The 13,342-nt window shown below is 38.3% G+C and carries 12 protein-coding genes and 1 riboswitch; of the genes, 2 read left to right on the forward strand and 10 right to left on the reverse strand.

What is annotated here, in order from left to right:
* The first annotated feature begins 229 nt into the window (after nucleotides 1-229).
* Nucleotides 230-1,381: a Na+/H+ antiporter NhaA gene (gene nhaA / locus DC083_RS07075; protein ID WP_109189513.1), complete on the forward strand. Its 1,152-nt coding sequence runs from the start codon at nucleotides 230-232 to the stop codon at nucleotides 1,379-1,381.
* Nucleotides 1,382-1,812: 431 nt separating this feature from the next.
* On the opposite strand, the gene DC083_RS07080 is transcribed toward nhaA, so the two are convergent.
* The 10 genes from DC083_RS07080 to DC083_RS07125 form a co-directional block, all read right to left on the reverse strand.
* Nucleotides 1,813-2,031, reverse strand: a complete 219-nt coding sequence (locus DC083_RS07080; protein ID WP_109189514.1) for a glycine zipper domain-containing protein — start codon at nucleotides 2,029-2,031, stop codon at nucleotides 1,813-1,815.
* A gap of 261 nt (nucleotides 2,032-2,292) precedes the next feature.
* Entirely contained in the window at nucleotides 2,293-4,968 is a 2,676-nt protein-coding gene (gene acnA, locus DC083_RS07085) for an aconitate hydratase AcnA (protein ID WP_109189515.1), read from the reverse strand.
* A gap of 167 nt (nucleotides 4,969-5,135) precedes the next feature.
* The gene (ribH, locus tag DC083_RS07090; protein ID WP_109189516.1) at nucleotides 5,136-5,600 is read right to left on the reverse strand and encodes a 6,7-dimethyl-8-ribityllumazine synthase; all 465 of its coding nucleotides are present in this window, start codon (nucleotides 5,598-5,600) and stop codon (nucleotides 5,136-5,138) included.
* 178 nt (nucleotides 5,601-5,778) lie between these two features.
* The gene (ribB, locus tag DC083_RS07095; RefSeq protein ID WP_109189517.1) at nucleotides 5,779-6,996 is read right to left on the reverse strand and encodes a 3,4-dihydroxy-2-butanone-4-phosphate synthase; all 1,218 of its coding nucleotides are present in this window, start codon (nucleotides 6,994-6,996) and stop codon (nucleotides 5,779-5,781) included.
* A gap of 54 nt (nucleotides 6,997-7,050) precedes the next feature.
* Nucleotides 7,051-7,683: a riboflavin synthase gene (locus tag DC083_RS07100; protein WP_109189518.1), complete on the reverse strand. Its 633-nt coding sequence runs from the start codon at nucleotides 7,681-7,683 to the stop codon at nucleotides 7,051-7,053.
* A 2-nt stretch (nucleotides 7,684-7,685) separates the two neighbouring features.
* Nucleotides 7,686-8,852, reverse strand: coding sequence for a bifunctional diaminohydroxyphosphoribosylaminopyrimidine deaminase/5-amino-6-(5-phosphoribosylamino)uracil reductase RibD (gene ribD, locus DC083_RS07105; protein WP_239990947.1), 1,167 nt, complete (start codon nucleotides 8,850-8,852; stop codon nucleotides 7,686-7,688).
* 296 nt (nucleotides 8,853-9,148) lie between these two features.
* A riboswitch (FMN riboswitch) is annotated at nucleotides 9,149-9,294 on the reverse strand.
* Between the two features lie 208 nt (nucleotides 9,295-9,502).
* On the reverse strand, nucleotides 9,503-10,042 hold the full coding sequence (locus DC083_RS07110) for an HdeD family acid-resistance protein (protein WP_109189519.1): 540 nt from the start codon (nucleotides 10,040-10,042) through the stop codon (nucleotides 9,503-9,505).
* A 300-nt stretch (nucleotides 10,043-10,342) separates the two neighbouring features.
* Nucleotides 10,343-10,957, reverse strand: coding sequence for a class I SAM-dependent methyltransferase (locus DC083_RS07115; RefSeq protein WP_109189520.1), 615 nt, complete (start codon nucleotides 10,955-10,957; stop codon nucleotides 10,343-10,345).
* A gap of 226 nt (nucleotides 10,958-11,183) precedes the next feature.
* On the reverse strand, nucleotides 11,184-11,642 hold the full coding sequence (locus DC083_RS07120; protein WP_109189521.1) for an META domain-containing protein: 459 nt from the start codon (nucleotides 11,640-11,642) through the stop codon (nucleotides 11,184-11,186).
* 92 nt (nucleotides 11,643-11,734) lie between these two features.
* Entirely contained in the window at nucleotides 11,735-12,169 is a 435-nt protein-coding gene (locus DC083_RS07125; RefSeq protein WP_109189522.1) for a TOBE domain-containing protein, read from the reverse strand.
* A 371-nt stretch (nucleotides 12,170-12,540) separates the two neighbouring features.
* Here DC083_RS07125 and DC083_RS07130 point away from each other — a divergent pair, with 371 nt between their 5' ends.
* Nucleotides 12,541-13,179, forward strand: a complete 639-nt coding sequence (locus DC083_RS07130; protein WP_109189523.1) for a response regulator transcription factor — start codon at nucleotides 12,541-12,543, stop codon at nucleotides 13,177-13,179.
* The last annotated feature ends 163 nt before the right edge of the window (nucleotides 13,180-13,342 follow it).

Below are 13,342 nucleotides of genomic sequence, written 5' to 3' on the forward strand. Positions count from 1 at the left end.
TAGCCATTAAGATACTTTAAAGCTATAACCTTACGCCAGTTATGTTTATACTAAAAGCAGAGCAAGCAACAGTGCACTTTTTTGGATGTGAAATTCAGATATTGAATGCACCGTTGCTTTTTTTATAAACAGTGGTGATTGATGACTTATCTATTAAGTTAAACAAAAACCATATTTAACATTGATATACCTTATTTTTCACACCTGACTCATATTATTAGGAGCCTAGATGTACCAGAAGATTAAATACTTTTTTACCCTTCCTACTGCCGGGGGCATTATTTTGATGCTCTCAGCCGTTCTCGGTTTAATTATTGCCAATAGCCCCCTTTCCGATCTCTATTTCTCGACATTGGGAAGTTATATCGGTGGGCTATCAGTCTTACATTGGATCAATGATGCTTTAATGGCCATCTTCTTTCTCTATGTAGGACTAGAGTTAAAACGGGAATTTATTAGCGGAGAACTAGCAACTAATGCTCAACGTATTTTGCCAGGACTAGCGGCCTTTGCAGGTCTTGCAGTACCCGCAGTTATCTATTTCCTGTTAAATAAAGGAGATAGCGAAGCGATTGGCGGTTGGGCAATTCCTACGGCAACAGATATCGCCTTTGCGCTTGGAATCGTTGCTCTACTTGGTAGCCGGGTACCTGTTTCCCTTAAAATCTTCTTAACGGCGCTTGCGATTATCGATGATTTAGCTGCTATTCTAATTATCGCGCTCTTTTATAGTAATAATCTGAATCTGATCTATCTACTCGGCGCATTAGTGGTGCTAATTCTATTGATTGTTCTTAATCGTCGTAAAGAGACTCGTGCAATCTTCTATATCATTCCCGGCATTATTCTCTGGTTCTTTGTCCTAAAATCAGGAATCCATGCAACGCTCGCAGGTGTGGTATTAGCAATGACTATTCCCCTTAATGGTGTAAAAGCAAATAAGAAAGGGGAAACACCTCTACTCGCTTGGGAACATGGTTTAAGTGATTGGGTCAGCTTCTTAATTATTCCGCTCTTTGGACTTGCTAATGCCGGTGTCTCTTTTGCTGGACTCGAACTCTCTATGCTCACACACCCCATTGTATTAGGTGTTGCTTTAGGCCTTTTCTTTGGCAAACAGATTGGCGTATTCGGTATGGTTTACTTAGGTGAGAAGCTAGGTGTTTTTAAACGCCCTACTGGCGCTACTTGGATTCAAGTCTATGGCGTGGCCCTACTTTGTGGTATCGGTTTCACCATGAGTCTTTTCATCAGCATGCTTGCTTTTGTGAGCCCAGAGCTACAAGATTTAAGTAAAATCGGTGTCTTTATTGGTTCCATTCTTTCAGGTGTTTTAGGCTATATCGTTCTTTATATGAATGGTCATAAAAATGCTCAATAATGGATGATCAATACTTCAATATAGAAATCACAATAATGCGCTCGATATTGAATTAAACTTAAATCATCTCAAACAAAACGAAAGCCTGTGAATAGATCACAGGCTTTTTTATGTAGTAAATACAGATTAATTTTGAAATCGTTGAATATCAAACGATTTATAATTATCTGATTAATATCTCTTCTCTACATATAGTAAATTTGGTTTAAGAAAAAGAATTTTAAACAACACTTGCAAGATGCCGGATAGAATAGCTTCCTTACTTATTACAGCCGATGCGCCGGCATTTCAATAAGCTTATTTTGAACCAACATTACTATATATATTTTTATAAACGTCTCTATAAGTTTCTCTATAAATATTCCAATAATATACATACCTATATTGGTTAGAATTATCTACCAATAAGAGCAAGCGATAGATTCCTAAGATTACAGATTTTTACCAATTTCACTACCCACAAATGCTCCAACAGCAGCACCGCCCGCAGTGCCTAAAATGGTATCCGTAACCGCTTCACCTGCAACAGCACCTACACCTGTACCGACAACCATCCCCTTTTCGCTCTTACTCATACCATCCCAAGTAGAACAACCCGCTAACATTGTAATTACAGAAACAACCATTAAACCTTTTAACATTGATTTCATTTTTGACTCCTTCTGACTTTATTAATATCTGTTACATAAATCTATAAGTTTACATAACATAAATATCTACTTAACAATATATCACTATCCAAAAATTTTGCACAAAAAAAGAGATGCTTTTGATGCACCTCTTTTTTATTATTATCAATAATTAATATTGCCTACTATTTAATTACCATTTGATTACTAGTTAATTACTATTTAATAAAATATTACATTTATTACTTGCAATAAACATAAGCAATATCAATTGCTTAATGATTACTTATGCTCTGCAATCATTTGACGTAATACATAATGTAAAATACCACCTGATTTGTAGTAATCTACTTCGTTCAATGTATCGATCCGGCAAAGCACAGTGAATTTCACTTCACTTCCATCTGCTTTCTTCGCAACAACTTCAATATCTTGTCCAGGCTTAATATTATCATCAAGTTTAATCGAGAATGATTCTTCACCTGTTAAACCTAAACTTTCCGCATTTTCACCATTTTTGTATTGAAGCGCTAAAATGCCCATACCAATTAAGTTCGAACGATGAATACGCTCATAGCTCTCTGCAATTACAGCTTTTACGCCTAAAAGATTAGGTCCTTTAGCTGCCCAGTCACGACTTGAACCACTACCATACTCTTTACCCGCTAATACGATTAACGGGGTATTCTCTTCTTTATAACGCATTGCTGCATCATAAATAGGTAATGTTTCACCTGAAGGAATATGTTTCGTATAACCACCTTCCACATCTTGTAACATTTTGTTACGGATACGGATATTCGCAAAGGTACCTCGAATCATCACTTCATGATTACCACGACGAGAACCGTATGAGTTGAAGTCTTTTGGTTCAACACCTTTTGCTTGCAAGTAAAGACCTGCAGGTGCGCCTGCCATAATCACACCCGCTGGCGAAATATGGTCAGTTGTGATTGAATCACCAAAGTATGCTAAAACATTCGCATTCTCGATAGATTTTACAGATTCAATTGGCTGATCGATCTTCTCGAAATATGGCGGATGTTGCACATAGGTAGAATCACTATTCCATTTAAATGTTTCGCTCTTCGTAACATCTAGTGCTTGCCAATGCGCATCGCCCTCAAATACGCCATCATAACCTTTACGGAACATCGTACCATCGACTTTAGCAACCGCTTCTGCAATTTCGTGGTTGCTTGGCCAGATATCTTTCAAGAAAACATCGTTACCATCTCTATCTTTTGCGATAGGATCTTTCGCAATATCGATACGAGTTGTACCGGCGATTGCAAATGCTACTACTAATGGTGGAGATGCAATCCAGTTTGTTTTGATTTGAGGATGAATTCGACCTTCGAAGTTACGGTTACCCGAGATAACAGCAGCCATTGTAAAGTCGTTATTATCGATTGCTTCACCCACTTCTGTGATTAACGGACCTGAGTTACCGATACATGCAGTACAACCATAACCTGTTAAGTTAAAGCCTACTTCGTCAAGATATTTCGTTAACCCTGCTTTATCTAGGTATTCACTCACAACTTTTGATCCAGGTGCTAATGAAGTTTTTACCCATGGTTTACGAGTAAGCCCTAATTTCGCCGCTTTCTCTGCGACTAAACCTGCGGCCATCATCACGCTTGGATTTGAAGTATTCGTACAAGAAGTGATTGCCGCAAATACGACATCCCCTTGATTTAAGGTTACTTCTTCACCATTAACATAGATATCTGCGGCTTTAGAGAGATCTTCGTTATTATCTGCAACAAATTTCTCAAATGCACCTTTTAAGTTAGGAAGTGTCACACGATCTTGAGGACGTTTTGGACCTGCCATACTTGGTTCAACCGTACTTAAATCGAGCTCTAATGTATCTGTAAATACAGGTTCATCACCAGCATTTCCCCAGAAACCTTGCTCTTTTGCATACGCTTCTGTGCGTGCAATTACTTCTGCATCACGACCCGTTAAACGCATATAGTTCAATGTGATCTCATCTACAGGGAAGAAACCAACAGTTGCCCCATATTCTGGTGCCATATTAGAAATAGTCGCTCTATCTGCTAATGGTAACTCTTGTAGACCATCACCGTAATATTCTACGAATTTACCTACAACGCCTTTCTTACGAAGCATCTCTACAATCGTCAATACTAAGTCTGTTGCAGTCACACCTTCTTTGAGCTTACCTGTCAGTTTGAAACCAACAACTTCGGGAATAACCATTGAAATGGGTTGACCTAAAATCGCTGCTTCCGCTTCGATACCGCCTACACCCCAAGCTAATACAGAAAGACCATTCACCATGGGTGTATGTGAGTCTGTACCCACACAAGTATCCGGCATAATCCAAGTTTTACCATCTTTCTCATTCACCCATGCAACTTGTGAAAGATACTCAAGATTTACCTGATGACAGATCCCTGTTCCTGGTGGCACTACGCGGAAGTTATCAAAGGCATTTTGACCCCATTTAAGGAATTCATAACGCTCACCATTACGAGACATCTCTAATTTCACATTCTCATCAAATGCTGAGTCTGTCCCAAATTTATCAATCATCACTGAATGGTCAATAACAAGATCAACAGGTGCTAATGGGTTGATATGTTTCGCATCGCCACCCGCTTTCACCATTGCATCACGCATTGCTGCTAAGTCTACAACCGCAGGAACGCCGGTAAAGTCTTGCATCAACACACGCGCCGGACGATATTGAATTTCACGTTTAGACGAACGGTTTTTAGCCCACTCACCAATCGCAGCAATATCATCAGCATTAACGGTCACATTATCTTCAAAACGCAATAAGTTCTCGAGAAGTACTTTCATTGATTTAGGTAATCTAGAAAGATCGCCGAGTTTCTCTTCTGCCTTTTTGATTGAGTGGTAATGATACTCTTTACCACCTACATTCAAGGTAGAGAGCGTATTTAATGAGTTTACTTTACTCATAATTAACCTCCAAAGTTTAAAAAAATAGTCTGCTTGTAAATTTTTTTATAGGTATTATTCATGGCTTTTTCTTATTATTATTCGCCACAACCAATATATCTCGCCCATAATAGCAAGAAACAATCACAAAATGAAATTGTAAAAAAATTTTCAGCTATTTTAAGAGGTTACTTTATCTCATCAAGTAAACTTAACATTTCAACCACGCCTAGTGCAGCAGAAAAGCCATTATTACCAGCTTTCGTTCCCGCACGCTCTAGTGCTTGCTCAATACTATCTACCGTTAAAACACCAAACATCACAGGCTTACCTGTTTCAAGCCCAATTTTGCTAATGCCTTTTGCAGCTTCTCCTGCCACAAAATCAAAGTGTGCAGTTGCACCACGAATCACTGCACCTAAGCAGATCACCGCATCAATATCCGCTTTTTCTGCAAACTTTTTAGCAACTAAAGGAATTTCATAAGCACCCGGTACCCAAGCAAGTGTAATATCTTCTTCTTTGATTCCACTACGTAGCAATCCATCTTTAGCGCCTTCGATTAATTGCTTTGTAATCAAACTATTAAAACGACCTGCTACTAATGCGATTTTTTTACCTTTAACTGATAATTGACCTTCTAATACTCTCATTTTCTACTCCTTACTTATCAATAAATTAAATAATATACTTATAAAATATGCTAATGAAATATGCTTTTAATTTTAATCTTGGATTCTTGGATTCTTATATCTAGCTTTAAATTTATAAAATGATCTTGCTAAGATGTTCGTTCCATAAATTGTACTAACCTATCAATCCTTATAGTCTCTATAGCTGGTGCCCCATTTGATCTCGCTTAATATTGAGATAATCACGATTAGCCTCAGTCTCAAAGCGTGGCGTTCCTTGTTCAATCACTTCAATCCCGGCAACGCGCATCGCCGCAATCTTATCAGGATTGTTGGTTAACAGCTCCACTTTATTGACATCAAAAAATTTCAAAATTTGCGCCGCTTCATCATAGGTGCGTTCATCAGCACCATGACCGAGCATCTTATTTGCTTCAATCGTATTATAGCCTTCATCCTGCAACTGATAAGCTTTTAACTTCTCAACAATACCAATGCCACGCCCTTCTTGACGTAGATAGAGCAAAATACCATTCTTAGCTTTAGCGGTTTCTTGTAGCCCATACTGCAATTGCGCGTGACAATCACATTTCACAGAAGAGAAGACATCGCCGGTTAAACATTCTGAGTGAATACGAACTGTTGCAGACGCTTTACTATCTCTTCCTTTATTCAAGAGAGCAATATGCGGCTCTCCCCCATTTTTATTAGGAAAGGCGTAAATCAGGAAATCTCCAAATTCTGTAGGTAATGTGGATTGGCTAAGTGGCAACAAAGCCTCCATCTGCTCTTGCATCTGCCGATAGTTGACCAAATCTTGAATGGTAATAAGGGGTAATTGATGCGTTTTAGCATAAGGAATTAGATCACTCTCACGCGCCATCTCTCCATTCTCTTTCAGAATTTCACAAATCACAGCGGCAGGCTTAAACCCTGCTAATGTCACTAAATCGATCGCCGCTTCTGTATGACCTCGACGTACTAATACACCGCCATCTTTAGCGATTAGCGGGAAAATGTGTCCCGGACGATTAAAATCTTCTGGTTTTTTCGACTCATCGGCTAAAGCATTTAAGGTTTCTGCACGTTCAAAAGCAGAAATGCCGGTATGTGTTGTCGCTAAATCTACAGACACCGTAAAGGCTGTTTTAAACGGATCTTTATTATCCACAATCATAGGGGCTAATCCTAACCGATCGGCATACGCTTTCGAGATTGGTGCACAGACTAAACCACCCGCTTTATGAATCATAAAATTGATATCTTGAGGTGTCGCTAATTCTGCCGGCATAATGAGATCCCCTTCATTCTCCCGAGAAGCATCATCAGTGACAATAATCATGCCACCTTGTTGCATAAAAGCGAGCGCTCGGCGGACTTTCTCAATTGAACCATATTCTGGGATTTGCTTATCCATCATCTGTTCCTTGTAATAAATATGTTAAGTGATTTTGAATCTGTTTTTTATAGGCTAATAGCCCCAATGGGATAGAGTCTGATAATTGAGCTGACTACGCTCCGCTTGATGCTGCGCTTTAATATATTTTCCGACAAGATCAAACTCGATATTGACATAGCCCCCAATCTTTAACTCTGCCAGATTGGTTTCAGCAAAGGTATGAGGGATAATGCCCACTTTAAATTCTCGCTCAGCAACACTAATCAACGTTAAGCTAATTCCATCAATAGCAATAGAGCCCTTTGGAATCAGTAATCCTTCATGAGCATTTTGTAGTACAAAAGTGAGTTCATGAATATCCCCTAAATCATCAATCCGACTCAATTTTGCCTCACCATCAATATGACCGCTCACCATATGTCCACCTAAACGATCACCTACCCGAAGTGCGCGCTCAAGATTAACTTTTGTTCCCCGTTGATAACGATGAAATCCTGTACGTTTAATGGTCTCCGGCATTAAATCCGCTTGAAATGAGTGATTATCAAATTGTGTCACAGTGAGGCAAACACCATTTACCGCAATACTATCACCGAGCTTGACATCTTCTAGTACTTTACTTGCTCTGAAAGTCAAATAAGAACGATGTTGCTGATGATTGATTTGGGTAATTTCGCCCCGTTCTTCAATAATTCCGGTAAACATCTTTATGACTCCTTTGTAACTATATTGGTACAATTATTTGGGCCTTGATTTTTTGCAATCATTAAAACGGACTCACCACAATGGCAGGTTTCCGTAATCTCTAATCTTGGTGCTTTCTCTAATACTGTAACGGGACTATTTCGCCATAACTCAAGCGCATTCGGATTCCCAATTAAGCGAGGCCCATAAAATAGTAGATACTCATCCACTAGATTAGCTGAAATAAAAGCATCGTAAATTTGCGCGCCACCTTCAATAAAGAGGCTCATCACACCTTGAGCATAGAGCGCGGCAAGCAATGTTTGTGGTTGGGTATCTGTTAATGAAATAAGCTTAATGCCCTGAGCACGCAATAAGGTTTGTAATTCGCTTTCTGGCGGATAATGTTGATCAAAGAAGATCCAGCTAGGCGCAAGTCCTGTATCAAAAAATGCATAGGTTCGGATCATCTCGGAAGTGATCCCTGCAAAATTATTCAATAACAGAATGCGTATCGGCGCTTTTGTCTCAAAGCCATAACGTACAGTCAATGAGGGATTATCCGCGAGCAAAGTCCCTTTACCTATTAAAATGGCATCGTGTAATCCTCGATAATAGTGCGCTTTTTTACGGGCCTCACTGCCGGTAATCCATTGTGAATCCCCGGTCTGTGTTGCCAATTTACCATCTAAACTGAGCGCCGCTTTCAATGTGACAAACGTCCGTTTCTGTAATTGATTACAGATAAAAATTTCCAGAAGTGCTTGCCCCTGTTCCACTGCAAGATTAGTTTCGACCTCAATCCCGGCATTTCGTAAAATCTGATGACCTTGACCGGCGACTTTGGGATTCGGATCTTCCATTGCCGTCACGACACGTGTAATACCATTTCGTAGAATAAGATCAGTACAGGCGGGCGTTTTTCCGGTAAAACAACAAGGCTCAAGGGTCACATAAAGCGTTGCACCAGAAACATCATATCCTTGTGCTTGCGCATCCTTAACAGCATTCACTTCTGCGTGCGCTTCTCCCGCGCGCTGATGATAACCTCGACCAATGATCTCGCCCTCTTTTACAAGTATGGCACCCACATACGGATTAGGTGATACGGCGCCATATCCTTGCTGAGCAAGCTCAAAAGCCATTTGCAGATAATCTTGATCTTGTTCTTTAGACAATTTTTCTTTCAACAATGAAAAACCCCCATCGCATTTTATCAATGAGGGTTGATGTTCGTTATAAATCGTCTGCTACAAAGACCCCGGATTATGTTTGCCTAATTTGAATATCGTATTCTTACACTCCGTTAGTAACAATGTACATACGATATACCACCTAAGTTCGCTCAGTGCTAAATTTCAAGCAAAACATAAAGGTTACTATTAATAACCCAACTGAATCTTTTTGTTTTCAATGAATTGAGTGGTGAGTCTCATTCTGAATAAACAGATGACTCAGCCAATAACCCATCAAAAAGCTACTGCCGATTTATCTTTTACCATCCAGACTATACTGTCGGTCTTGGAATTACACCAAGTCAGCTTACGCTCGCGGACTATCACCGCCGGTCGGGAATAATGATCACTACACATATGATATGTAGCAATAATGCACCCTGCCCCAAAGATAAATATTAATTTGTAAAATAATGAAACTGAAAAGCTTTCTTAAAAACGTTTAGTTTAGAAATAATCTTGGTCTCAATTCACGACTATGAACAAAACTATTTCAAACAATGATTATTACTATACCCCTTCTGGCTACAAAAAAAAAGGGGGATATCACTATCCCCCTATATTCTTATGATCTTGTTACGATCTTTATTAAGCCTTTTCTCAGATTAAGCTCTAAAACGGCGAATTGCAAAACCAAAGTAGAGACTATAGAGACCTGCAATCAGTGCTGAAATCCCTAATAACGTTGTGATGAAGATAATTCCACCAACAGGTGAATAAGGAATAGCTAAACCCACGATTAAACCTAAAACACCAATAATGAGCGTTAACCACCATGAAGGTACGCCCAATTTTTTAAGGCTAAATGAGAAAGAGATCGCTGAAATTCCGTAGAAAATTAACCAGAACATAATAAGGAAAATGAGCATCATTTCAGGTAAGCCTTCATTGGCATTTTTAATGATATAGCCCCCGATAAAGACTTGTAAGATTCCCATTGCGAGATTAAATCCCCAACCGTGAACATTGCGGTTCGTTAATGCATAGAATATTTCAAAGAAACCGGTAACGAAGAAAAATGCCACCATGAATTGCGCTAATACAACAAAACTCACGAATGGTCTAAAAAATAGAAAACCGCTTAATACGACATACAGTACGCCGATTAAGACCCATATCCACCAATTTTTAATTGCACGATCCATAATATTGATTACCTCTTTATAGTTAATAACATCATTAAGTTACGACTTATTTGTAAAATATAATCAACAACAATAGTTTAGTTATCATTTACCTACTAATTACTTGTCACAATAACTTTTCAACTATCAACTTGTTAATTGAATTATATCAATAAATTAGTAAGTGATGCAGGAATATTGTTAGCCATATATACTCTGTTATGGTCATTATCATAAAGTTGAAGGGACTTAAATGACTGAGCCTATTTTTTGGATCAATATTCTGTTATCAATAAATAATTACTTATCTATCTGATTACGTTACTTTACAATTTTAATAGCAAATTGAATAACATGGCAACGACCTTGATGCAGATCTCCCTCAGCCCGTTCCACTTCCCCCATAAAGAGATGTTGAACATGATCTTCTTTAAAAATCTCGAGAAAAAGCGCAGGATCATAAAGATAGTCGATATTTCGAGGGCCACCACTTCGATAAGGCAACTGCGCTTCTGAATAGACTTCACCAAAGAGATATCCCCCCGGTTTTAAGGATTGTCGAATTCCTTGAAAAACTTGTCGTTGCATCTCTTTTGAAAAATGACCATAAACACACATCGCATAATCATACAAACTCGTTGGCCAACTGACATTGGTCAGATCCACCTCTTTGGTATAGATCGGTAATAATCCCTTACGCGCATCCACTTTTTGTAGTGCAACATCGGAATAATCCCACAGATCAATCTCAATTTTACGACCTGCTTGTAGTGCATCTTCTGCCACAAAGAAAGCATTACGCCCTTCCCCTTCAGCGATCGCTAGTAAGCGCCCTTCAGGCTTTATCACAGGCACAATTTCTTTAACAAAGGTATTCGCTTCTTTCCCATACAGATATTCCGCCCGTGCAAAACGCGCATTCCAATCTGACTTCATATTCTCTCCTCTTCTGATTCTTGCGATGATTACGCGATAAATAATAACACAGATCGAAAAAGAACATTTTCAGAAAGACAAAAAAGAAAGACTTACAAAAAAACTCAAAGAGCTTTATCGTAAGCCTTCTTCAGCATCGAGTATCCAACATTATTCAATCGCATTATCAACGATGAATTGATGATATGCTCTTGATATGTCACTGATACATTATTGATTAACGAAATTACATTTTATCCGCTAATTTAAATTCTAATACCGTTGACGGATTCGTCAAACGAAGATATTGCCCATTATTAGAGATTTCAACTTCCGCACCATTTCCTAATAACTCACTAATATCTGCATCTAAGCTATTTAATACCGGATCGGTACAGAGCATACGAGTCATCGCAATACCTGCTTTTGCCCGTAACATACCGCGCTCAGTTAAATCAACTTTACCTGAGTAACGGTTACACATTTGACCACTAATAAACATATCTTGTCCAAATGCAATTGTTGGTTTACCACTGCCTTTCTCGGCTTCAAATGGCTTACCATTGACCGATACAAGCTCATATTGATGATGTTGTAATTCTTGAACAGTAGGAATTTTCGTGTCTAATTGGCTCATAGGACTTCCTTTGCTAGCACAAGCGGCAAGTACCGCTACCGATAACAATGTGAATAATACTTTCTTCATCTAATAAGTTCCTTTTATTTCCAATAAATTAGATATTAAAACGCCTTATTCTATAATTATGTTACCTAAAATAGCAATAAAATTAACAAGCATTAATGCTTTTCTGTCGCCAAAATAATACTAGAAGCTTTTACCAACCCGAGAATATCTTTCCCTTTCTCAAGCCCCATTCCTTCTACACTTTCATTGGTAACGACTGCACAGAGCGTCAATCCTTTACTGGTTGTAAAATGGATTGTGCTATTCACGGCTCCTTCCATTACTGAAGTGATCGTGCCCTCAAATTGATTACGTGCCGAAAACTGCCACTGACAATCAGGTGAAGCTAATACCACCCAAGGAGCCTTAATAATGGCCATTACTTTTGTACCAATAGCGATATCAAGGGTACTACAACTCTGTTTTGTGATGACTGTGACTAACTCATCACCATTATCTAATGTTACGATTACCTCGTTGTTAACACTTCCCTCGAAGATCGCACTGACTTTACCGACTAATTGATTACGAGCTGATACTTTTTGCATTTGAAACTCCTTTAGAGTGTCATCAATACGACCTTCATAGCAGAATCACATTGATGAAATAAAATAAATAGTTATTTAGTATAATACAAAATATTATTTTATAAAATATTTACAAATTTTTAATTTGCAATAGCTCTTTACAATGTATACATACAATGTACCTTTATTCGCCAAATCGTTATAATCACCCCATCTAATCATATTATCCAATATTCACTATGCAAATCTTGAATTATAATGCAGTATGAAAGCAACATTCAGTTGTCTATTCGATAAGTTTCTATACATTAATCAGCTAACTCAGACAAACCATTATCCCTGAGCACAAATGTTACAACCAATAAAATAAAGATAGAGGATTTCCATCAATTATGAAAGGCATACAAACATCTCGACCTAACGTTATTATCGTGGATCAAAATCGTCTATTTCGTCAAAAAATCGCTTTTTTACTCTCGCAAGAAGCCCGTAATCCTTGCAATATTGTCGCTTGCTATGATTCCATTCAAAGTTTACTGCAAGCACAGCGGGCAGAGAGACAAGATTCTGCACACCTCCTTAATCTACTACTTATTGAAGCGCGTCTATTTGAAAATGATCATAATAAAGTCGCAATACGCCAATGGTTGAAGCAACATCCTCAATTAAAAATTGTACTATTTACCGAAAATGAGAATGATGCTCTATTGCCAAGCTTCAATCATCAAGCGATTAAGGAGAATATTAAAAAACGAATTGAGACGACTCTATTCTTACAACGCATAGATCGGATTATCAAATCTAATGCTTTACAAAGCAAACACAATAATCCTATGCAATTATTAACGCCACGTGAAGAAGAGATTCTAAATTGGCTCGTCAAAGGCAGTAGTAACAAAGAGATTGCCCGAATTTTAGATATTTCCGAAAGTACGGTTAAAGTCCACGTACAAAATATCCTTAAGAAATTCAATGTAACAAGTCGGGTTGAAGCAGCGGTTTATGCAATTCGCCATCAACTATCGGCTTAATATTCCTAGCAGAATTATCACTACTCAATCAATAGCTTATTATATAGTAATACCAACTCAAAATAAGCTTATTTAAATGCCGGCACATCGGTTGTAATAAGTAAGGAAGCTGCTCTATCCGGCATCTTGCAAGTGTTTGTGAATCAAGTTTTATGTTCTTTTA

The organism is Ignatzschineria ureiclastica (genome assembly GCF_003121845.1).
Taxonomy (GTDB): Bacteria; Pseudomonadota; Gammaproteobacteria; order Cardiobacteriales; family Wohlfahrtiimonadaceae; genus Ignatzschineria; species Ignatzschineria ureiclastica.

Bases quoted from the DNA above. Each gene is read 5' to 3' on its own strand.
- nhaA (WP_109189513.1), top strand. From the start codon at position 230: ATGTACCAGAAGATTAAATACTTTTTTACCCTTCCTACTGCCGGGGGC.
- DC083_RS07080 (WP_109189514.1), bottom strand. From the start codon at position 2,031: ATGAAATCAATGTTAAAAGGTTTAATGGTTGTTTCTGTAATTACAATG.
- acnA (WP_109189515.1), bottom strand. From the start codon at position 4,968: ATGAGTAAAGTAAACTCATTAAATACGCTCTCTACCTTGAATGTAGGT.
- ribH (WP_109189516.1), bottom strand. From the start codon at position 5,600: ATGAGAGTATTAGAAGGTCAATTATCAGTTAAAGGTAAAAAAATCGCA.
- ribB (WP_109189517.1), bottom strand. From the start codon at position 6,996: ATGGATAAGCAAATCCCAGAATATGGTTCAATTGAGAAAGTCCGCCGA.
- DC083_RS07100 (WP_109189518.1), bottom strand. From the start codon at position 7,683: ATGTTTACCGGAATTATTGAAGAACGGGGCGAAATTACCCAAATCAAT.
- DC083_RS07110 (WP_109189519.1), bottom strand. From the start codon at position 10,042: ATGGATCGTGCAATTAAAAATTGGTGGATATGGGTCTTAATCGGCGTA.
- DC083_RS07115 (WP_109189520.1), bottom strand. From the start codon at position 10,957: ATGAAGTCAGATTGGAATGCGCGTTTTGCACGGGCGGAATATCTGTAT.
- DC083_RS07120 (WP_109189521.1), bottom strand. From the start codon at position 11,642: ATGAAGAAAGTATTATTCACATTGTTATCGGTAGCGGTACTTGCCGCT.
- DC083_RS07125 (WP_109189522.1), bottom strand. From the start codon at position 12,169: ATGCAAAAAGTATCAGCTCGTAATCAATTAGTCGGTAAAGTCAGTGCG.
- DC083_RS07130 (WP_109189523.1), top strand. From the start codon at position 12,541: ATGAAAGGCATACAAACATCTCGACCTAACGTTATTATCGTGGATCAA.